This is a genomic window from Variovorax sp. E3 (genome assembly GCF_016082275.1).
GTDB lineage: Bacteria > Pseudomonadota > Gammaproteobacteria > Burkholderiales > Burkholderiaceae_C > Variovorax.
The window spans coordinates 1-20,283 of record NZ_MOWM01000062.1; the positions used below are offsets into that span (position 1 = coordinate 1).

Annotated in this window: 17 protein-coding genes and 3 pseudogenes; 5 read left to right on the forward strand and 15 right to left on the reverse strand. The window is 67.6% G+C overall.

From position 1 onward, the window contains the following. Together BMG07_RS21170 and BMG07_RS21175 are read right to left on the reverse strand one after the other, a co-directional pair. Window positions 1-432: ESPR domain-containing protein (locus tag BMG07_RS21170; protein WP_269759237.1), on the reverse strand; the 432-nt coding region annotated here is incomplete at its 3' end. 443 nt (window positions 433-875) lie between these two features. Continuing rightward, window positions 876-1,100: a DUF1059 domain-containing protein gene (locus BMG07_RS21175; RefSeq protein ID WP_198086205.1), complete on the reverse strand. Its 225-nt coding sequence runs from the start codon at window positions 1,098-1,100 to the stop codon at window positions 876-878. Window positions 1,101-1,459: 359 nt separating this feature from the next. On the opposite strand from BMG07_RS21175, the gene BMG07_RS44980 reads away from it, so the two are divergent. Continuing rightward, window positions 1,460-1,876, forward strand: a complete 417-nt coding sequence (locus BMG07_RS44980; RefSeq protein ID WP_374221306.1) for a response regulator transcription factor — start codon at window positions 1,460-1,462, stop codon at window positions 1,874-1,876. A 19-nt stretch (window positions 1,877-1,895) separates the two neighbouring features. On the opposite strand, the pseudogene BMG07_RS21185 reads toward BMG07_RS44980, so the two are convergent. Next, window positions 1,896-3,208: pseudogene (locus tag BMG07_RS21185) on the reverse strand (MFS transporter). 63 nt (window positions 3,209-3,271) lie between these two features. Then, complete coding sequence (locus BMG07_RS21190) at window positions 3,272-4,915, reverse strand: GMC family oxidoreductase (RefSeq protein WP_198086206.1); 1,644 nt, start codon at window positions 4,913-4,915, stop codon at window positions 3,272-3,274. Between the two features lie 105 nt (window positions 4,916-5,020). Here BMG07_RS21190 and BMG07_RS21195 point away from each other — a divergent pair, with 105 nt between their 5' ends. From BMG07_RS21195 to BMG07_RS21205, 3 genes are all read left to right on the forward strand, one after another. Then, a complete protein-coding gene (locus BMG07_RS21195; protein ID WP_198086207.1) occupies window positions 5,021-5,839 on the forward strand; it encodes an IclR family transcriptional regulator in 819 nt (272 codons plus the stop codon). Between the two features lie 67 nt (window positions 5,840-5,906). Next, entirely contained in the window at window positions 5,907-6,332 is a 426-nt protein-coding gene (locus BMG07_RS21200; protein ID WP_198086208.1) for a hypothetical protein, read from the forward strand. A gap of 96 nt (window positions 6,333-6,428) precedes the next feature. Beyond that, a complete protein-coding gene (locus tag BMG07_RS21205) occupies window positions 6,429-7,664 on the forward strand; it encodes a DUF2252 domain-containing protein (protein WP_198086209.1) in 1,236 nt (411 codons plus the stop codon). A 150-nt stretch (window positions 7,665-7,814) separates the two neighbouring features. Here the strand turns inward: BMG07_RS21205 and BMG07_RS21210 are convergent, their stop codons facing one another. The 11 genes and pseudogenes from BMG07_RS21210 to BMG07_RS21260 form a co-directional block, all read right to left on the reverse strand. After that, window positions 7,815-8,243, reverse strand: coding sequence for a hypothetical protein (locus tag BMG07_RS21210; protein ID WP_198086210.1), 429 nt, complete (start codon window positions 8,241-8,243; stop codon window positions 7,815-7,817). 19 nt (window positions 8,244-8,262) lie between these two features. Next, entirely contained in the window at window positions 8,263-8,535 is a 273-nt protein-coding gene (locus tag BMG07_RS21215; RefSeq protein ID WP_198086211.1) for a hypothetical protein, read from the reverse strand. Window positions 8,536-8,624: 89 nt separating this feature from the next. Continuing rightward, window positions 8,625-8,861, reverse strand: a complete 237-nt coding sequence (locus tag BMG07_RS21220) for a hexameric tyrosine-coordinated heme protein (protein ID WP_198086212.1) — start codon at window positions 8,859-8,861, stop codon at window positions 8,625-8,627. Window positions 8,862-9,026: 165 nt separating this feature from the next. Then, window positions 9,027-9,824 carry a sulfite exporter TauE/SafE family protein gene (locus BMG07_RS21225; RefSeq protein WP_198086213.1) on the reverse strand — a complete coding sequence of 266 codons (798 nt, stop codon included), beginning with the start codon at window positions 9,822-9,824 and terminating at the stop codon, window positions 9,027-9,029. Beyond that, on the reverse strand, window positions 9,821-11,341 hold the full coding sequence (locus BMG07_RS21230; protein WP_198086214.1) for an AMP-binding protein: 1,521 nt from the start codon (window positions 11,339-11,341) through the stop codon (window positions 9,821-9,823). Before BMG07_RS21230 ends, BMG07_RS21225 begins: the two co-directional genes overlap by 4 nt. 5 nt (window positions 11,342-11,346) lie before the next feature. Beyond that, window positions 11,347-12,780: an aldehyde dehydrogenase family protein gene (locus BMG07_RS21235; RefSeq protein WP_198086215.1), complete on the reverse strand. Its 1,434-nt coding sequence runs from the start codon at window positions 12,778-12,780 to the stop codon at window positions 11,347-11,349. Window positions 12,781-12,799: 19 nt separating this feature from the next. Continuing rightward, window positions 12,800-13,788, reverse strand: a pseudogene (locus BMG07_RS44985) (tripartite tricarboxylate transporter substrate binding protein). After that, window positions 13,785-14,582 (reverse strand): IclR family transcriptional regulator, encoded by a 798-nt coding sequence (locus tag BMG07_RS21245; RefSeq protein WP_198086216.1) that lies wholly within the window; start codon window positions 14,580-14,582, stop codon window positions 13,785-13,787. Before BMG07_RS21245 ends, BMG07_RS44985 begins: the two are co-directional and overlap by 4 nt. A gap of 112 nt (window positions 14,583-14,694) precedes the next feature. Further along, a complete protein-coding gene (locus tag BMG07_RS21250; protein WP_198086217.1) occupies window positions 14,695-16,437 on the reverse strand; it encodes a cobalt chelatase in 1,743 nt (580 codons plus the stop codon). Continuing rightward, window positions 16,434-17,420 carry an AAA family ATPase gene (locus BMG07_RS21255; RefSeq protein WP_198086218.1) on the reverse strand — a complete coding sequence of 329 codons (987 nt, stop codon included), beginning with the start codon at window positions 17,418-17,420 and terminating at the stop codon, window positions 16,434-16,436. The genes BMG07_RS21250 and BMG07_RS21255 overlap by 4 nt, the downstream gene beginning before the upstream one ends. A gap of 30 nt (window positions 17,421-17,450) precedes the next feature. After that, window positions 17,451-18,180, reverse strand: a pseudogene (locus tag BMG07_RS21260) (IclR family transcriptional regulator). Window positions 18,181-18,433: 253 nt separating this feature from the next. On the opposite strand from BMG07_RS21260, the gene BMG07_RS44990 reads away from it, so the two are divergent. Beyond that, on the forward strand, window positions 18,434-20,278 hold the full coding sequence (locus BMG07_RS44990) for a thiamine pyrophosphate-dependent enzyme (protein WP_374221307.1): 1,845 nt from the start codon (window positions 18,434-18,436) through the stop codon (window positions 20,276-20,278). Window positions 20,279-20,283 lie beyond the last annotated feature (5 nt).

Below are 20,283 nucleotides of genomic sequence, written 5' to 3' on the forward strand. Positions count from 1 at the left end.
CCGCGACGCCGTCCGCGCCCTGGTGCACGCCCGGGCCGACGAGGGTGCTGGAGCCGCCGGCCGCGCCGCCCGCGCCGGCGTGGCGCCGGGGAAGTTGACGGTGCTCGCGTTCGATCCCGCCGTGGGGCCGGTGGGCGTCGACGCGCCGCCGTTGCCGCCGGTGGCATTGACCGAGGTGTCGTTCAGCGCGCCGCTGCCGCCGCTGTCGGTGTTGCCGCCAGCACCGGCATTCAGCGTCGCGTCGCCGACCGGCTGGCCACCCGCGCCGCCCGCGGCCAGCACCGGCCCGGCGCCCAGAACGAGCACGGCCATGGCAACCGCGCGCAGGTCGTCGCCCTTGCGCGACGACCGCGCATGGCCGCGCGAGGTTTCAGGCGCGGCCACCCAGGTGCCGAGCGTGGGATTCCATAGGGTGCGGAAAATCTTGTTCATGGCCGGGCCTTCCTAGTGGCTTGTTTCATGTAGGCGCCCGCATGCAGCAGCAAGCTCTCCCTTGCTCCTCCACACGCCGCAGATTTCAAACTTCAAGCCAAAAATGTAAGTACGCGTACAGGCCGGCGATATGCCCGGTAAGGGGTACCCGAGGGGGGAGATTCGCGGCGTGGCGAGGCCTGTGCGAGCGACCTGAACAGGCCCGCAACCGCCGCCGATCTTTGATGTGGCTGGCGGGGAAACGCAAGGAAGGAGGGGGTGTACCCAACTGCATCCAGAGGTAACCGATGTTTCTCGGTAGATGCAAAGTATTCAGTTTCCCAAAACGCCGATGGAGCCGATGGCCCCTGACCCGCTGGGCGGGCACGGCAGCGCTCAACCGGGCTGCCCGGGTGTCTTCGCCGTACGAAACGGCGGCCTGGTCCGCGCAGCGCGCGGGATCGTCAGGCGGAAACCTTCTGCGCGGGCGAGGTCTGCAGCGGCGGCGTGCCGGCCTTGAACATGCTTGCCAGTTGCTTGCGCAATTCCGGCGTGTCGGTGTGGCCGTGGACAGTCACGGCGTGCTGGATGGCGGCATCGAGCAATTCGCTCTCGGTGTCGGCCGAGAGCGCGACACTGCAGTTCATCGTGCTCGGGTACTCGCGGCAGTCGATGTATTGGCGTGACATGGCAACTCCTGGAATATGTCCTCAGGGACGGACGTTGAAGATCAGGTTGAAGGGGGATCGCCGGCGCGGCGCATCACGGCATCGAGGTCGTGGGCGAAGTTACCCATGAAGGCGTTCGGCCGTGTTTCGTCGATGGCCATGTGTATCCCCTTCGCCGACAGGCGGCTTGCGCGCCCCATGCCTGCCTATACTGAACTTGCGGCAAGGGGCCTGCGCGCATCCTGCGTCTCGATGCGTGCAGGCGCCATACGCAGCAATGCGTACGCACCGTGAAAGGGGCATGCCATGACGCATCTGACGCGCAACGATTGCGCCAGCGCGCTTCGTCTGCTGGCGCTGCTGGAGTCCGGGCGTCGCCCGTGCGGCATCGCGCCGTCCGCAACGATGAATCGCGCGCGCCCCATCACGTTGCCAAGGCGCCGGCCCGGCGTGAATTGCGCCGCGCCGAACTGCAGGCCGACTACTGCCGGCGCGTGGGCCTGGAGCATGCGCTGGCCGTGGCCTTCCTGTATAGGCTGGCCTGTCGCGCCGAGGCCGCATTGCCCGATGCGCCGCTCGTGAATCGTGCGCCCTGCTGCAGCCTCACGCCTCGCGAGGGCGACGTCATGCACTGGCTCTCGTGCGGCAAGACCGATGCCGAGATCGCCGTCTTGCTGGCGATCAGCCCGCGGACCGTGCACAAGCACCTGGAGCACGTCTACGTGAAGCTGGGCGTGGAGACGCGCACGGCGGCCGTGATGCGCGCCCTCGCCATGGGCAGGCCCAACACGCGCTGAAAAGCGCGCCCGGTATCGCTCAGCGCGAAGCCACCGCCACCGGCGCATCCGCCGGCGAGGCGCTGCGCCCGATCATCCACGCGCACACGGCAGACACCGCGCCCGCGAACAGCACGTACAGGCAGATCTGCCACGCTCCCCGCCGCCCGACTTCAGCAGCGCCGTCGCGATGATCGGCGTGATGCCCGAGGCGAAGATGCCCGAGAACTGGTAGACGAAGCTGATGCCCGTGTAGCGCACCTTGGCGTCGAACAGGTCGCAGAACAGCGCCGCCTCCGGCCCGTACACCGACGCGTAAAGAATGCCGAAGGGAATGATGATCGACAGCCAGATCAGCATCACGTTGCCGCCGCTGTGCGTCATGAGCCAGAAGCCCGGAAACGCCGACACGGCCGTGATGATCGACCCCCACATGTACACGCGCGGACGTCCCAGCCGGTCCGACAGGCGCCCGAAGAATGGAATGGCGAAGCACATCACCACCGCCGAGGCCATCACGCCCAGCAGCGCCTCGGTGCGGCTGATCTTGATGGTGCTGGTGAGGTAGTTGATCGAGAACACGCCGAAGATGTTGAAGAACACGCCGTCGATGTAGCGCGCCCCCATGCCCTTGAGCACGTTGCCCGGGTAGCGCCGGATCATGTCCATGAACGGAATGCGCAGCTCGGCGTTGCGCGCCTTCACGGCCGCGAACTCCGGCGTTTCCTTCACGTGCAGGCGGATGTACATGCCCACCATCACCATCGCGCCCGAGATCAGGAACGCAATGCGCCAGCCCCACGCCAGGAACTGCTCGTCGGTGAGCAGCGACGACAGCAGCGCCACCACGCCCGAGGCCAGGCACAGGCCGATGGCCAGCCCGATCTGCGGCAGCGAGGCATAGAAGCCGCGCTTTTCCTTCGGCGCGTATTCGTAGGCCATGAGCACCGCGCCGCCCCATTCGCCGCCCAGCCCGATGCCCTGCGCCACGCGCAGCAGCAACAGCAGGAGCGGCGCCGCGATGCCGATCTGCGCGTAGGTGGGCACCAGCCCGATCAGGAAGGTGGCCACGCCCATGATCATCAGCGTGATGATCAGCATGCTCTTGCGCCCGATCTTGTCGCCGAAGTGGCCGAAGATCACGCCGCCCAGGGGCCGCGTGACAAAGCCCACCGCGAACGTGGTGTAGGCCAGCAAGGTCGACACCACCGGGTCGCTGCCCGGGAAGTAGAGCTTGTTGAACACGATGCCGGCCACCACGCCGTACAGGAAGAAGTCGTACCACTCGATGGTGGCGCCCACCAGCGCCGACACCACCACCCTGCGAATCGCTTTCTCGTCGCTTGCACTCATGTTTGTCTCCGATGAGGTTGTTGTCGTGGCGGCCTCTGCGGGCCTTGGGGTCTCTGGGGCTTGCTAATGCGCGGTGGCGGCGGCCGCCTTCGCGTCCTCTCTGATCAGGTCGACGGCCTTCTCGGCCATCATCACGGCGGGTGCGTTGGTGTTGCCCGACACCAGCGTGGGCATGGCCGAGCAGTCGATCACGCGCAGCCCCGCCACGCCGTGCACGCGCAGCCGCGCATCGACCACGGCGAGCGCGTCGGCGCCCATGCGGCAGGTGCCGGTGGGGTGGAAGATGGTGGCGCCGTTGTTGCGGCAGAACTCCAGCAGCTCGGCGTCGCTCGCGGCATCGGGGCCGGGCTTCACTTCGCGCTTCACGTAGGGGCGCATGGCGGGCGATTCGGCAATGGCGCGCGCCGCCTTCACGCCGGCCACGGTGGTGGCGCGGTCGAGCTCGGTGGCCAGGTAGTTGGGCTGCATCTCGGGCGGCTCGGCCGCGTCGAGCGAGCGGATGCGGATGTGGCCGCGCGACTCCGGCCGCAGCTGGCACACCGACATCGTGAAGCCCGAGTAGGGGTGGACCTTGCCGCCTGCCATGTCGGCCGAGAGCGTGGCCACGTGGAACTGGATGTCGGGCGTGGCCGCCACGGGCCGGCCGTTGCCGTCCTTCAGCGCTCGCATGAAGCAGCCGCCCTGGTTGATGCCCACCGCCAGCGGGCCGGTGCGGTGCAGCAGCCATTCGAGGCCCATGCCCATCTGGCCGAACCAGGAGTTGAGCTGGTCGTTGGTGGTGATGGGCTTGGTGCACTCGTAGCCCAGGCGGATCTGCAGGTGGTCTTGCAGGTTCTCGCCCACGCCGGGCAGCGCGTGCACCACCGGAATGCCGAAGCGCTCGAGCAGCGCGCGCGGCCCGATGCCCGACAGCTGCAGCAGCTGCGGCGACTGGATCGAGCCCGCCGACAGCAGCACCTCGGCGCGGCAGCGCGCGGTCTTGAGCACGTGGCCCTGCCGGTAGGTGATGCCGACCGCGCGGCGCCCGTCGAACACCAGCTTGCCGGCCATGGCCTCGGTCTCGATGCGCAGGTTGGGCCGCTGCTTCACCGCGGGCGTCAGGTAGGCCTTGGCCGTGCTGCAGCGCCAGCCCTTGTGCGTGGTCAGCTGGTAGTAGCCCGCGCCTTCCTGCGCGGCGCCGTTGAAGTCGTCGGTGCGCGGCACGCCGGTCTGCTGCGCGCCGCCGATGAAGGCCTCGATCAGCTCGTGCTTCGCCGCGATGTCCGACACCTTCAGCGGCCCGCTGCCGCCGTGGAAGGCGTTGGCGCCGCGCTGGTTGCCTTCGGACTTGACGAAGTAGGGCAGCACGTCGTCGTAGCCCCAGCCGGCGTTGCCGAGCGCGGCCCAGTGGTCGTAGTCCTCGCGCTGGCCGCGGATGTAGATCAGGCCGTTGATCGCGCTGGAGCCGCCCAGCGTCTTGCCGCGCGGCCAGTAGATGCGCCGGCCGTTCATGTTCGGGTCGGGGTCGGTCTCGAAGCGCCAGTTGTAGGTGGGGCTCCACATCGTCTTGCCGTAGCCGATGGGCAGGTGGATCCACAGCGAGCGGTCGGCCGGCCCGGCCTCGAGCAGCAGCACGCGCGTGGCCGGGTCTTCGCTGAGCCGGGCGGCCAGCACGCAGCCGGCCGAGCCGGCACCGACGACGATGTAGTCGAACGCTTCTTCAGACATGCAATGGGCGCCTGTGCTTCGGGGAGTGGAACAATCGCTTCGCTCGGCCGCATCCTAGGCTAATGATTTTCGGAACGCAATGTTCCATTTTTAAGGTTTACCCGCATGCCCCGTTCCGCGCGCACGCCCGCTGCAGTGAGTCCAGTCGTGATTTCCCCGGAAGAGCCGGAGTCCGCATCCGCCTCCGGCTCGTCGGCCGAACGCAGCCTGCGCCTGCTGGCGCTGCTGGCCCACGAGGGCCGCCCGCTCACGCTCGCCGACCTGGCCGCGCAGCTGGGCCTGCCCAAGGGCACCGCGCACCGCATCTGCACGCAACTGCTGGCCACCGGTTTCCTGGCGCGGGATGTCGACGAGCGCTCGTTCAGCGTCGGCCCCGCGCTGCGCAAGCTGGCTTTCGACACGCTCAACCACGGCGTGGTGCGCGGGCTGCGGCATGAGGTGCTGTCGGAGCTGGTGCGCCAGGTCGGCGAGACCTGCAACCTCACCACGCTCGACGGCGCGCAGGTGCTCTACCTGGACCGCGTGGAGGCGCAATGGCCGCTGCGGCTGACGCTCGACGTGGGCTCGCACGTGCCGCTGCACTGCACGGCCAGCGGCAAGCTGTTTCTGGCGCAGATGCCGAAGAAGGCGCGCGACGCGCTGATCGACAACCTGCCGCTGGAGCGCATGACCGCCAACTCGATCACCACCGCCGATGCGATGCGCGCCGAGTGCGACGCGATCGCCAAGCTCGGCTATTCGTGCGACCGCGAAGAGTTCATCGCGGGGCTGGTGGCGGTGGCCGTGCCGGTGTGCGATGCGCAGGGCGCGGTGCGCGCCGCGCTGGCCGTGCATGCGCCGACCGCGCGCATGTCGATGGACGATGCGTTGAAGCGCATCGATGCGCTGAAGGCGGCGGCCAGGAAGATGGGTGGGCTGCTTTAAGCGCGCCGCCCTTGTACCTGGTCTCTGCTGTCATCGTTCACTTTTCAACCCGCAATCTTGGATCGATATGTCGCCACGCATCTTCGCCGCACTGCTGCTCGCCGGCCTGGCCATGCTTTCTGCAGAGGTGAGCGCAGCGGACGCGCCGATACGTTTTCCTGACATCGAGGCTGCGAAGAAGTGGTTCTCCAAGGAGTACAGCGATCACGAGTTTCACAAGTACACCTTGAAGATAAAGAAGAGCCCGAGCCTGGGTATTGAGAAAGAGGAGGTTGGCGATGTGTATGCCTTCTATGGCGTTACGGGGTCGGGCGTCACCCGCGCCGAGGGGTGGTTCTATACCTGCAAATCGAAGTCGCCCTGCGTACTTCAGGGCATGACGAAACTGGGGCGAACACGCGACATCAAGGAGCTCCCCCAAATGTCCTTCGAAGGCTTGACGCTCGTCGTCAGATCAGGGGGCGAGGACGTTCTCAAGATGAACTTCCGCTGACTACGCGCTGGTCTACGGGCGTTGCGCGCAGGGTCAGGGTTCAGAATCCTCCATGTCATGGCGCGTGCCGCGCGCTCACGAAAGGGGAATGCAAGCATGCCGAACGTCGACGAGACCATCCGCAACTACAACGCCGGCCGCGACCCCGAGCGCCTGGCGATGAAGTACGCCAACCTGCGCACCAACGCCTTCGTGTTCCTGCGCGGCACCTGCCACCTGTTCTACGACCGCCTGCCGAAGGACCCGCTGTTCGCCGGCAAGGCTCCGGCGGGCTGGCTGTGCGGCGATGCCCACCTGGAAAACTTCGGCAGCTACAAGGGCGACAACAGCCTCGTGTACTTCGACCTCAACGACTTCGACGAAGCCGCGCTCGCGCCGGTCACGTGGGAGCTGGTGCGCTTCCTGTCGAGCATCCTCGTTGCGCGCGACAGCCTCTGCGCGACGCCCGCCGATGCCGATGCGCTGTGCAACACCTTCCTCGATGCCTACGCCGGTGCGCTGACGCTCGGCAAGGCGCGGTGGGTGGAGCGCGACACCGCCGACGGGTTGATCCAGCAACTGCTGGACACGCTCAAGGCGCGCACGAGGCCGGCCTTTCTCGACCGGCGCACCGACCGCAAGGGGCACGGGCGCGTCATCCGCGTCGACGGCAAGCACGCGCTGGCCGTGAGCGACGCGCAACGCGACCGCGTGACCCAGCTCGTCGGCGCCTTCGCCGCGACACAGGACAAGCCCGGCTTCTTCAAGGTGCTCGACGTGGCGCGGCGCATCGCGGGCACCGGCAGCCTGGGCGCGGAGCGCTACATCGTGCTGGTCGAAGGCAAGGGTTCGCCCGACGGCAACTACCTGCTCGACCTCAAGGAGGCGCTGCCGTCCTCGCTGGCGCCGCACCTGAAGCTCGCGCAGCCCGCGTGGGCTTCGCAGGCGCATCGGGTGGTGGGGCTGCAGCGGCGCATGCAGGCTGTGTCGATGGCGTTCCTGCAGCCGATCGTCGGTGCCAAGGCTTCTTCGGGCACCTCTTATGTGCTGCGCGGCCTGCAGCCCAGCGAAGACCGCGTGAACCTGGACGTGAAGCGCACCTCGCTCGGCGAGATCGGCGGCGTCATCGATGAAATGGGGCAGCTCATGGCATGGGCGCAACTGCGAAGCTCGGGGCGGCAGGGCTCGGCCATTGCGGATGCCCTGATCGACTTCGGGAGCTCGGCGAAGTCGTGGCGCAAGGACTTGATGGACGCGGCGCATCAGTGCGCGGCGCAGGTGGAGACGGATTGGAAGGACTATTGCGGGGCTTATGACGCGGGGACGATGGCGTCTGCTCGATCACATCATTAGTTGCGAGTGGCCGCTGTGGCCGATCTGGATAGTTCTAGGAGCCAGGCGTCTTGCTGTTCCGCCTCAAATGGGCGATGGCGATCGAGTCGCCTCGATTCAACATGGGAGGAACAACCAAGGTGGGGCGGAGCAACGAGATTTGGAATTCTTCTAATGAGTTCTGAAATCGTTCAGTCTCAGGATTGAATTTTTCTGAATTGAGCTCCATTCGGGCAGGAGTCGTTTTTCATAATTTAATGTCAATCGAGTTTTCAATCCATCGATTTGCAAATAGTGTTTGCAGAGGGATTTTTCGCCACGAGAATTTCCACAGCGTATAAAAGCCAAAACCTTCTTGTCTGAGGCGGTTTGAATGTATATGTCAATGTTCTTCATCGCGGGAATCTTCTTCGAATTGTCATCCTTTTTTAGAGAAAAATGGCGAAGCCCGTAAACGGGTTTTTGTGCCGTGTAGCTGTATTGAGGGTCATGATTCATTTCTTTGAAGCTTCTCTCCATGAAATTTCCATCCCCATAATACGAGTTTGCCGTCAAAGTGACTCCAACGGTCGATTCGCTTGAGCTTGTTTTGTTCTTCATGACGTTGAAGCTCGGAAGGTCAATTCTGAATCCCAAGCTTCTGAAGTTTTTGTTGGGAGCGTCGGAGTTTTATTTCAGCCTTTGATCTTTCGCCCCAGCCTGGATCGCCGTCATATTCAACATTTCTCACTACATCGATTGGAAATGAAAATGGAATTTCATTTATAAGGCCGGAAGATTGATTTTGAGAGATCCTTTCGGCGAGGGTTTGAGCGTGTCCCGTCTGCACGCCAGCTAGGATTGCAAAAAGCAATGGAATTTCAATTGCAAGTGGGTGAAATGAAAATCGCATGCTCAGTGGATTTTTAAAAATGGTCTGATCACCCGTCGATTGCCCATCCTGGTGTCCGCCGTGAGATTAGAGCCGGGCCTGGTCGAGCTTCAGCCGCGCCAGTAGTTGTTCGCCACCGCAATGGTCGCAAACTCCAGCGCCACCACTTGCCCGACCTGGATCAGGTCCGACGCGCTGTTCGCATAAACGTCGCGCAGCTTGCCGCGCACCGCGTCGTCGGGCTGCGTGGCCCTGATGACCAGGCGGGCCATCTTGATGGCGAGATGCCGGCCCTCCTCAGGCGTGGCGGTGATGAGCGAATTGCCGGGGACGAGTGTGATGTCCATCGTGGGGTTCTTTCTGTTGTTCGAATGACTGCGTTCTCCGGGCAGGTGCGCCGCGGAGGCATCGAGCGTGCCACGACGCGGCCCCCGTTCGCGGAACCGCACGCGCTTCGCGGCCTGCCAATCGAGCAATCGTTCGCAAGAACCGCGCGCCAACAACCATACGACTCAGCCGAGCAACCCGAGCACGGAGCGCACCACGCTCACCGTCGCCAGTGCAATCAGCAGATTCAGCACATGCTTCCTGAACTGCTCCGGCGACACGCCCTTGAACGAGCGTTGCCCGTACCAGATGCCCGCGAGCATCGCCGGTGCGAGCCACAGCGCCCACTTGAGCGTGTCGGGCCCCAGCAGGTTGCCCGACGCATGCACCGACGACGGCATCAACGCCGCGCAGGCCAGCGACACCACGTCGCTGAACAGCAGCAGCGCAATCAAGGTGGCGCGCAGCGTGGCCGGCGCCATCTTCGCGGTGCTCAGCAGCACGGCGATCGCAATGCCGCCGATGGCCGCCACGCCGTTGATGAAGCCCGACGCCAGCCCCGCCGACAGCCGCACGCCGCGCGTCGGCACCAGCGTGACGTGCGCGCCGCCGCGCAGCAGCAACGCGGCCGACATGAGCAGCGCACCGATCAGCAGCCGCAGCGGCGTCTCGGGCAGCCACGCGAGCAACGCCACGCCGACGGGAATGCAGATCAGGTTGCCCAGCATCAGCCAGCTGAGCCACGGCATGTCGATGTCGCGCGCAATGCCGCGCAGCTGGCTCAGGCTCGCGAGTACTTCCAGCATGAAGATCGCGGGCACCACCAGCGCGGGCGACACCACCAGCGACATGCCCGCCACCGTGATGGCCGAGAAGCCGAAGCCGGCAAAGCCGCGCACGATGCCGGCCGCGAACACCACGCACAGGCTGTAGACCAGCGTGGCCGGTGCCAGCGGCGGCACCAGGAGTTCGGCCACGGTCATGCGCCGAACAGCGGCAACAGCTTCAGGCGCTGCACCTTTCCGGAAGGGCCGCGCGGCAGGTCGCTCACGAAGCGGTAGTGGCCCGGCGTCTTGTAGCGGCCGAGCACTTCGGCGCCGAAGGCGCGCAGCTCTTCTTCGGTGCAGGTGCAGCCTTCGCGCAGCACGACGCACACGCCGATCTCCTGGCCGTAGTGGCGGTCGGGCACGCCCACCGCCGCCACCTCGCGCACGGCGGGGTGGCGCAGCAGCGCCTCGTCGATCTCGCGCGGCGCGATGTTCTCGCCGCCCTTGATGATCAGCTCCTTGATGCGGCCGGTGACGAAGAAGAAGCCGTCTTCGTCGCGGTGGCCGAGGTCGCCGGTGCGCAGCCAGCCGTCGGGCGTGAAGCTGGCGCGCGTGGCCTCTTCGTTCTTGTAGTAGCCGAGCATGACGTTGGGGCCGCGAATCACCAGTTCGCCGGTCACGCCGCTGGGCACGGCGGCCAGCCTGGTGTCGACCACGCCGGCGATGCAGCCCGACGCGCGCCCCACCGAGCCGAGCTTGCGCGCGGCCGGGTCCATGGGGTTGGAGAACGAGGGCGCGGCGGTTTCGGTGAGGCCCATGGTCTCGACGATGCCGATGCCGAACATCTGCTCGAAGGCGCGTAGGTGCTCGGGCGGCAACGCGGCCGACGCCGAGCGGCAGAAGCGAATGGCCAGCGTCTGCGCGAGCGGCGGCTTCGGCCCTTCGAGCAGGTACGAGATCATGGTGGGCACCACGTTGATCCAGCTGCACTGTGTTTGCGTGGCCTGTTCCCAGAAGCGGCCGGCCGAGAACTTCGGCGGCATCGCCAGGCTGCCGCCATGCGAAAGCGGCGCGAGCATGGTCACGGCAAAGGCGTTGATGTGATACAGCGGCAGCACCGCGAGCACGCGGTCGGACGCGCGCAGCGCGTGCTCCGCGCTGATGGCGTGCGCGTTGGCCGCGAGGGCGCGCTGCGACAGCATCACGCCCTTGGGCATGCCGGTGGTGCCCGAGGTGTACATCAGCAGCGCCACGGCGTCGGGCGAGGGCGGCGACGCAGCCGCCGCCATTTCTTCTTCGCCCGGCAGTGCCTCGGCCTCGGGGTCGACCACGAGCAGCGTCACGGGCCGGTCGATGTCTTGCAGGATGTCGCGCACGCGCGCTTCCCATTCGGGCGCGACGCAGACCACGCGGCAGTCGGAGTGCGACAGCACATGGTGCATCTGCGCCGGCTGCGACAGCAGGTTGACGGGGTTGACGCAGTAGCCGCCGTGCATGGCACCCAGCAGCAGCCGCAGCGTCTGCAGGCCGTTGGGCATGACGACGGACACCGTGTCGCCCGGCCGCGCGCCCAGCCCCTGCAGCACGGCCGCGACACGGCGGCAGCCGCGCGCCAGCTCGCCATAGCCGATGTGCTGCCCGTTCTCGGTGGCGCGCGCGTACACCGCGTGCGGCTGCAGCAGGGCCTGCTGCTCGATCAGCGCATGGACCGTGGACGGTGCTTGCTCTGCCATGGCGCTCACTTCCCGCCGTGCGCGGCGAAGAAGGCGCCGAAGATGTCTTCCTCGCTGGGCACCGTTTCCGGAATCGGCCGCGACACGCGCGTGATGTTCAGGTAGTGGCGGTAGTTCATGTTGTCCGAGAAGTTGTTCTTGCCCCAGGTGCCGCAACCCATCGACAGCGAGAACGGCAACCCGTTGTCGAAGCTGCCGCCGGTGGCGATGCAGTGCGCCTGGTCGACGATGACGCGCGACACCGGCAGCGTGAGGCCCAGCGTCAGCGCGCGCTCGGGCACCGCGCTGTGCAGGCCGACCGAGTGGCCCGCGCCTTCGAAGGCGTAGATGCGCTCGACCGTGGCGGCGGCCTCGTCGAAGTCGCGCGCGGCGTACACCGCGAGCACCGGGCTCAGCTTCTCGCCCGAGAACGGGTGTTCGTGGCCCACGCCGTCTTCCGCGACCATGAGGATGCGCGGATCGGCCTCGGCGATGGCCTGCCATGCTGCGCGGTTGGCGCCGTCCACCTCGGCGGCGCGCTCGGCAATCGTGCGCGCCGACTGGCCGATGACCGCGGGCGAGAGCTTGCCGCCGGGCCACATCAGCGCCTGCAGCGTGGCCTTCTGCGCGGCCGCGAGCATCACGGCGCCACGGTCCTTCAAGGCAGACAGCATCTGCGCGCGCACCGCATCGACGATGAGCAGGCTGTTCTCCGACGAGCAACTGGTCGCGTTGTCGAAGGTCTTGGAACGCACGATGCGGTCGGCCGCCGCCTGCACGTCGGCCGTCTCGTCGACGATGCCCGCCACGTTGCCCGCGCCCACCCCGAAAGCCGGCGTGCCGCTGGCATAGGCCGCGCGCACGTTGGCCTGCGAGCCGGTGGCCACCACCAGGTCGCACAGGCGCATCAGCTCGGCGGTCGATGCCTTGGTGATCGGTTGCGGCAGCAACTGCACCAGGTCGCGCGGCGCGCCGATGCGGTCGAACTGCTGGTGGATGAACGCGATGAGCCGCGCCGCCGTCGACCAGCCCTTGGGCGAGGGCGCGACGATGACCGCGTTGCGCCCCTTCAGCGCATTGATGATCTTGTTGGCCGGCGTGGCGCCCGGGTTGGTCGAGGGCGTGACGGCGCACACCACGCCCACGGGCCGCGCGATCTCGACGATGCCGCGCGCCGGATCTTGTGCGATCACGCCGACCGAGCGCGCGCCGTGCAGGTCGCGCAGCAGGCCGAAGGTCTTGCGGTGGTTCTTGCGCACCTTGTCCTCGACGTTGCCCACGCCGGTGTCGGCCACGGCCAGCTCGGCCAGTTCGCGGTTGCGCGCGGGCTCGATGATGGCCCAGCCCGCCGCGACCACGGCGGTGTCGACCTGGGCCTGCGTCCAGGTTTCGTAGATGCGCTGCGCGGCGCGCGCGCGCGCCACCAGTTGGGCAATGGGGGAGTCGTTCGGTTGTTCCATGGGGTTGCTGTGTTGTCGGTCAATCGACCTTGATGCTGGCCTCTTTGGCCAGCTTTTGCCAGCGCGCGAGTTCGGTCGCCACGACCTTGCCGAGTTGCTCGGGCGTGCCGCCCACGCCTTCGCTGCCTTGCGCCAGCAGCTTGTCGCGAATCTCGGGCTCCTTCACCACCGTGTTGATCACGCGGTTGAGCTTGTCGATGGCGGGTTGCGGCGTCTTCGCGGGCACGAACACGGCGTACCACGAGTCGACGTCGAAGTCGGCAATGCCGGCCTCCTGCATCGTGGGCACGTCGGGGAAGGCGGCGCTGCGCTTGGTGGTCGACACCGCGAGCGCCTTGAGCTTGCCGGCCTTCACGAACTGCGCAGCAGCCGGAATCGACACCCACAGCAGCGGCACCTGCCCGCCCATCACGTCGGTCACGGCCGGGCCGCCGCCCCGGTAGGGATGTGCGTCATCTGCGTGCCGGTGCGCAGCTTCAGCAGCTCGCCGGCCAGGTGCCCCGGCGAGCCGTTGCCCACCGACGCGAAAGAAATGCTGTCGGGCTTGGCCTTGGCCATCGCGACCAGTTCGGCCACCGTGTTGGCGGGAAAGTGCGTGTTGGCCACCAGGATCTGCGGCAGCGAGGCGACCATGCCGACCGGCGCGAAGTCTTTCGCGGTGTCGAAGCCCAGCTTCGGGTAGATGGCCGGGTTGATGGTGTGCGACGACAGCGTGAACAGCACCGTGTAGCCGTCGGGCGCCGACTTGGCCACCACCTCGGTGCCGATGGAGCCGGCCGCGCCGCCGCGGTTGTCGATCAGCACCTGCTGGCCCAGGAGCGAGGAGAAGCGCTCCTGCACGATGCGCGCGATCACGTCGGTGCCGCCGCCGGGCGGGTAGGGCACGACCAGCCGGATCGGCTTGTTCGGGTAGTCGCCGCCGTTCTGTGCCAGCGCGGCAAAAGGGGCCGACAACGCGGCGGCGGCCAGCAGCCCCGCGCGCAGCCAGGGGGCGAAGAACAGGTTCATTCAAGTCTCCTTCTCTTTGTGGTGTTCATGGGCGCGGTGGCGCTTGCGCGGTAGCCGAGCGTGATGCTCGCGTCGCGCGCGCAGGCCGTGATGCGGTCGGCGAGTTCGCGTGCCTGCGTGCGCGCGAAGCGGATCGAAGGCACGCTCATGCCGACGGCCGCGACCGCCTCGCCGCGTGCGTTGAACACCGGCACGCCCAGGCCGCAGACGCCCAGGCGCCATTCCTCGCGGTTCTCGGCGTAGCCGCGCGCGCGTGTGCGCTCCAGCTCCGAGAAGAGGGCGTCGAACTCGGTGATGCTGTTCCTGGTGTGGGCCGCCAGCGTGCCCAGGCGCTGGCGCAGCGCGGGCACGTCGAGCGATGTCGCAGCGAGCAGGGCCTTGCCCGAGGCCACGCAGTACGCCGCCGCCCGGCCGCCGACGCGCGAGTAGGCGGCCACGGGCAGGGGGCTGTCGAACTTGTCGAGGTAGACGATCTCGGCGCCGTCGAGCACCGCCAGGTGGATGGTCTCGCCCGTGGCCTGGGCCAGCGCCGCCAGGTGCGGGCGCAGCAGCGCGCCCACGTCGGCCGCCTCGCCCACCAGCGCGCCGAGTTCGAACAGGCGCAGGCTCGGCCGGTAGGCGCTGGTGGCCGGGTCTTGCACGGCCCAGCCGCACTCGACCAGCGTCTGCAGCGTGCGGTGCGCGTTGCTGCGCGCCATGCCGAACGCCTGCGCCAGGTCGGTGACGCGGCAGTCGCGCTGCTGGCGCGCCATCCACTCGATGGCGGCCAGACCCTTGGCAAGCGTTGAATCCATGAGACTTCCTGGTTGTTCCAAATATTGGAACGTCGTTCTCGGATGTGAAACGCAATGTAAGAACCCTGGGTGCCCTTTGTCAATCAGGGACTTGGATGTAATCCGAAACGCTTCAGCGGCGGTGCCGCCCCGCCATCAGGTCGATCACCTCGCGAAAGATGGCGTTGCCGCTCGACGTGGCCAGGTCGAGCACATGGCTGCGGCTGTAGTAGGGGCTCAGGTCCAGGCCCACGCCGATGCCCGCGATGGCGATGTCGCCGCGCTGCTCCTGGCGCGCGACCACGTCGCGCAGGTGGTGGTCCAGGTAGTGCGCGTCGTTGGCCAGGTGCGTGGCGCTGTCCATCGGCGAGCCGTCCGAAATGACCAGCAGCAGCTTGCGCGCCTCGCCGCGCTGGCGCAGCCGCGCGCAGGCCCAGTCGAGCGCCTCGCCGTCGATGCCTTCGCGGAACAGGTCGGCCTTCAGCAGCGCGGCCATGGCCGGGCGCGCGCGGCGCCACGGTGTGCCCGCGCTCTTGAAGACGAGGTGGCTGCGCTCGTTGAGGCGGCCGGGGTGGGGCGGGCGGCCCGCGCGCACCCATTCGCGCTGCGGTCGCCCGCCGTTCCATGCGCCGGTGGTGAAGCCCAGCACCTCGCTGGTCACGCCGGCCTGCTCGAGCGCGCGCGCGAACACGTCGACCATCATCGCGACCGATTCGGCGTGCTCCTTCATCGAGCCCGAGCAGTCGATCAAGAACGTGACCATGCAATCGGCCAGCGGCTCCATGCGTTCGGTGCGGAACAGCCGCCGCTCGGTGGGCGAGGCCACGAGCTGCGCGAGCCGGCGGCCGTCGATGTGGCCTTCTTCCTGGCCGCCGTCCCAGCCGTCGCGCGCGGGCTCGGCCAGCAGGGCGCGCAGCTCGCGCGCCAGGCGGGCGATGTTCACGCCCTGCGCGGCAATGCGGCGGTCGAGCTTTTCGCGGTGGCCGGCGAGCACTTCCTTGCGCGCGAGCGTGGCGGCGGCGTGCTCGCGGTCGTAGGCCGTGGTGAAGACGCGGTAGGCGCCACCCGCGCCTTCGAGCACCGCGCTGCGGCCCGACTCGGCGGTGGTGAAGCGCTCGACGATCTCCTGGTCCATGTCGGCGACGAGGCTGAACACGCTGCGCTTGTCGTCCACGTGCGGGTCGCGCGCGGCGCTGCCGCCTTCTTCGCCGGCCTCGTGCAGCATCGCGGCGACGGTGCGCGCAATGGCCAGCGCATGCACGGCATACGCGGCCTGGTCGGCGCGGTCGCGGCGCAGGCCCGCGAGTGCATGGCCGATGAGCGGCGCGAGCGCGAAGCGCGTGGCCTCGAGCATGTCTTCGGTTTCTTCCACCACCTGCTGGCCGCTCACGCGGGCGCGGCAGATCTGCGCCACGGCATAGAGCAGCAGGCCGCGCGCGGTGTCGGTCAGGCCGGAGTGGTGGAAGGCGAGCGACCACTGTTCATGCCGGTGCCGCAGGTTGCGGCGCATGCCCACCATCGTTTCGGGCGCCATGGCCTCGGCGCGGAACTGCTCGAGCATTTCGAACAGCATGCGTTCGACGGGCTCCTGCGGCCGAAGGCTTTCATGCAGCGCCGCATCCGATGCGGTGAGCCGCAGCGCCAGCCCGTCGGCCACGCCGCGGAACGACGCGAAGTCATCGGTGTCGGGCGAGGGATGCAGGTGCGGCGCGAACCACGGCAGCGCGACGCGGCCGCGATGCAGCCGGCGCCCGCGAAAGTGCAGGTCGCGCTCGCCGCTGAAGGCGCGCACCACGCCCGCGCACAGCTCGGCCACCTGCTCCTCCTGCCGCACCTTGCGCTGCATGGCGCTGGCGGTGGCAGGCGCGTCGGTCATTCGCGCGGGCCCGGCGACGTGCGCTGGTGCGACTCTTCGAGCTCGCGGTCGAAGCAGCGCTGGAAGTACTCTGCCACCAGCGGGCGTTCGGCGTCGTCGCACTTGTTGACGAAGGACAGGCGAAACGCCAGTGCCGGGTCCTTGAAGATCTCGACGTTCTCGGCCCAGGTGATGACGGTGCGCGGCGACATCAGCGTCGACAGGTCGCCGGCGGCGAAGCCCTTGCGCGTGAGGTCGGCCACGGCCACCATCGACGCGACCAGCTTCGTGCCGGCCTCGTCGGCCAGCGACGGCACGCGCGCCTGCACGATCGCGATCTCTTCCGCGGCCGGCAGGTAGTTGAGCGAAGCGACGATGTTCCAGCGGTCGATCTGCGCATGGTTGAGCCGCTGCGCGCCGTGGTACAGCCCGTTGAGGTTGCCCAGGCCCACGGTGTTGGCGGTGGCGAACAGGCGGAAGAACGGGTGCGGCCGCAGCACCTTGTTCTGGTCCATCAGCGTGAACTTGCCGTCGCGCTCCAGGATGCGCTGGATCACGAACATCACGTCGGGCCGGCCTGCGTCGTACTCGTCGAAGATCAGCGCCACGGGGCGTTGCAGCGCCCAGGGCACGATGCCTTCCTGGAACTCGGTGACCTGCTTGCCGTCGCGCAGCACCACCGCGTCCTTGCCCACGAGGTCGAGCCGGCTGATGTGGCCGTCCAGGTTCAGGCGCACGCAGGGCCAGTTCAGCCGCGCCGCCACCTGCTCGATGTGCGTCGACTTGCCGGTGCCGTGCAGCCCCTGCACCATCACGCGCCGGTCGCGCGTGAAGCCCGCGAGGATGGCGAGCGTGACGTCGGGGTTGAAGCGGTACACCGCATCGACCTCGGGCACATGGTCGTCGCGTTCGGTGAAGGCGGGCACGCGCAGGTCGGTGTCGATGCCGAACACCTCGCGCACGCTGAGCATCCGGTCGGGGCGAAGGTCGGCGGTGTCGGTCACGGTGGGCTTTCCTGAAAGAAGGAGAAGGGGTCAGGCTTGCGCGCGGTCGGAGGCCGCGGCGGCGTCGATGCGGCTCAGCGCCTGCGCGGCGCGTTGCAGCGCGGGCAGCAGCGCCTTCGCCTTGGCGGCGTCGAGCCGCATCACGGGCGCCTGCACGGCAATGCACAGGTTGGAGGGCGCGTCGTCGTTCGAAGGCACCAGCGTGGCGATGCACAGCAGGCCCGGCAAGAACTCTTCGTGGTCGATGGCGTAGCCGTCCTTGCGCACGCGCTGCACTTCTTTTTCGAGCACGTCGCTCGGTGAGCGTGCGGGCCGTGTAGGCCTCCAGCGGCGCGTTCGACAACAGGCGGCGGCGCTGCGCCGCGCTCATCTGCGAGAGAAAGATCTTGCCGCTGGCCGAGCAGTGCACCGGCACGCGCGAGCCCGAGTGCAGGTAGAAGCGCAGCGGCGCGGCGGTCTCCACGCGGTCGAGGTACACCACCTCGCTGCCCGACAGCGCCGTGAGGTTGCAGCTCTCGCCGATCTCCTCGACCAGCTGGCGCAGCACCGTGTGGCGCGCGCCGTGCAGGCTGTCGTTGAGCAGCAGGTTCTCGGCCAGGCGCCGCAGCCGCGTGCCGATGCCGTAGTGCCGGCCGTCGCCTTCGCGCTGCAGCAGGCCCGCGCCTTCGAGCTGCTGCAGCATGCGGTGCAGCGTGGGCTTGGGCAGGCCGGTTTCCTCGACCAGCCCTTGCAGCGAATAGCGCTGGTCTTTCGCGGCCATGACCTCGAGCAGCGCGAACAGGCGCAGGGTGGGCGAGTCCGCGCTGGCGCCCGTGGCTCCTGCGGCGGCGCGTCGGGGATGTGCCCTTTGACGATCTTCATGGGGCCGGATGATAGTCTTTTTACAAAAAACAAGACAATACGTTCCGTTTTTTGTAAATTGTTTGACGCCGCGCCGATGCCGTCCTATATTCCGCCGAAATGATTTCCGGAACAAGTTGTTCCGACTTTTAGAGCGCAAGCCACCGCCCTTCATCCTTTCAGGAGACGCCTTCCATGAGCCAGAAGCAACCCGCCGCACCCACCCGCGAAGCCGTCACCGGCGTGCAGAAGATGACGCCGTCCGAGGCCTTCGTCGAGACCATGGTCGCCAACGGCGTGACCGACATCTTCGGCATCATGGGCTCGGCCTTCATGGACGCGATGGACATCTTCGCGCCCGCCGGCATCCGGCTGATTCCGGTGGTGCACGAGCAGGGCGGTGCCCACATGGCCGACGGCTATGCGCGCGTGTCGGGCCGCCACGGCCTGGTCATCGGGCAGAACGGCCCGGGCATCAGCAACTGCGTGACGGCCATCGCGGCCGCCTACTGGGCGCACAGCCCGGTCGTGATGATCACGCCCGAGACCGGCACCATGGGCATGGGCCTGGGCGGCTTCCAGGAGGCCAACCAGCTGCCGATGTTCCAGGAGTTCACCAAGTACCAGGGCCACGTGAACAACCCCAAGCGCATGGCCGAGTACACGGCGCGCTGCTTCGACCGCGCCATCTCCGAGATGGGCCCGACGCAACTGAACATTCCGCGCGACTACTTCTACGGCGAGATCACCACCGAGATCCCCAAGCCCATGCGCGTGGAGCGCGGCGCGGGCGGCGAGAACAGCCTGAACGCGGCGGTCGAACTGCTGGCTTCGGCCAAGTTCCCGGTGATTCTGTCGGGCGGCGGCGTGGTCATGGGCGACGCGGTGGCCGAGTGCCAGGCCCTGGCCGAGCGCCTGGGCGCGCCGGTGGCCAACGGCTACCTGCGCAACGACTCGTTCCCCGCGAGCCATCCGCTGTGGGCCGGCCCGCTGGGCTACCAGGCTCCAAGGCCGCGATGAAGCTCATCGCACAGGCCGACGTGGTGCTGGCGCTCGGCTCGCGCATGGGCCCGTTCGGCACGCTGCCGCAGCACGGCATGGACTACTGGCCGAAGGACGCGAAGATCATCCAGGTCGAGGCCGACCACACCAACCTGGGCCTCGTGAAGAAGATCACCGTGGGCATCCATGGCGACGCCAAGGCCACGGCCAAGGAACTGCTCAAGCGCCTGCAGGGCAAGACGCTGGCCTGCGACGCCACCAAGGCCGAGCGCGCCGCCAAGATCAAGTCCGAGAAGGCCGCGTGGGAGAAAGAGCTCGACGAGTGGACCCACGAGCGCGACCAGTTCAGCCTGGACGCCATCGAGGAAGCCAAGGGCGAGAAGACACCCACCGGCGGCAGCTACCTGCACCCGCGCCAGGTGCTGCGCGAACTCGAGAAGGCCATGCCGCCGCGCGTGATGGTCTCCACCGACATCGGCAACATCAACGCCATTGCCAACAGCTACCTGCGCTTCGAGGAGCCGCGCAGCTTCTTCGCGCCCATGAGCTTCGGCAACTGCGGCTACTCGCTGCCGACCATGATCGGCGCCAAGTGCGCCGCGCCCGACCGCCCGGCCGTGGCCTACGCCGGCGACGGCGCCTGGGGCATGAGCATGGTCGAAATCATGACGGCCGTGCGCCACGACATTCCGGTGACGGCCGTGGTCTTCCACAACCGCCAGTGGGGCGCGGAGAAGAAGAACCAGGTCGACTTCTACAACCGCCGCTTCGTGGCCGGCGAACTCGAGAGCGAAAGCTTCGCGGGCATTGCCAAGGCCATGGGCGCCGAAGGCATCGTGGTCGACAAGCTCGAGGACGTGGGCCCGGCGCTCAAGAAAGCCATCGACATGCAGATGAACGAAGGCAAGACCTGCGTCATCGAGATCATGTGCACGCGCGAGCTGGGCGACCCGTTCCGCCGCGACGCGCTGGCCAAGCCGGTACGATTCCTGGACAAGTACAAGGACTACGTCTGAACCCC

Excerpts from the sequence above, each read along its gene's own strand:
- BMG07_RS21245 (WP_198086216.1), bottom strand. The coding sequence starts at position 14,582 with ATGGATTCAACGCTTGCCAAGGGTCTGGCCGCCATCGAGTGGATGGCG.
- BMG07_RS21230 (WP_198086214.1), bottom strand. The coding sequence starts at position 11,341 with ATGGCAGAGCAAGCACCGTCCACGGTCCATGCGCTGATCGAGCAGCAG.
- BMG07_RS21220 (WP_198086212.1), bottom strand. The coding sequence starts at position 8,861 with ATGGACATCACACTCGTCCCCGGCAATTCGCTCATCACCGCCACGCCT.
- BMG07_RS21225 (WP_198086213.1), bottom strand. The coding sequence starts at position 9,824 with ATGACCGTGGCCGAACTCCTGGTGCCGCCGCTGGCACCGGCCACGCTG.
- BMG07_RS21235 (WP_198086215.1), bottom strand. The coding sequence starts at position 12,780 with ATGGAACAACCGAACGACTCCCCCATTGCCCAACTGGTGGCGCGCGCG.
- BMG07_RS21250 (WP_198086217.1), bottom strand. The coding sequence starts at position 16,437 with ATGACCGACGCGCCTGCCACCGCCAGCGCCATGCAGCGCAAGGTGCGG.
- BMG07_RS21190 (WP_198086206.1), bottom strand. The coding sequence starts at position 4,915 with ATGTCTGAAGAAGCGTTCGACTACATCGTCGTCGGTGCCGGCTCGGCC.
- BMG07_RS21175 (WP_198086205.1), bottom strand. The coding sequence starts at position 1,100 with ATGTCACGCCAATACATCGACTGCCGCGAGTACCCGAGCACGATGAAC.
- BMG07_RS21195 (WP_198086207.1), top strand. The coding sequence starts at position 5,021 with ATGCCCCGTTCCGCGCGCACGCCCGCTGCAGTGAGTCCAGTCGTGATT.
- BMG07_RS21205 (WP_198086209.1), top strand. The coding sequence starts at position 6,429 with ATGCCGAACGTCGACGAGACCATCCGCAACTACAACGCCGGCCGCGAC.
- BMG07_RS21210 (WP_198086210.1), bottom strand. The coding sequence starts at position 8,243 with ATGAAGAACAAAACAAGCTCAAGCGAATCGACCGTTGGAGTCACTTTG.
- BMG07_RS21200 (WP_198086208.1), top strand. The coding sequence starts at position 5,907 with ATGTCGCCACGCATCTTCGCCGCACTGCTGCTCGCCGGCCTGGCCATG.
- BMG07_RS21215 (WP_198086211.1), bottom strand. The coding sequence starts at position 8,535 with ATGCGATTTTCATTTCACCCACTTGCAATTGAAATTCCATTGCTTTTT.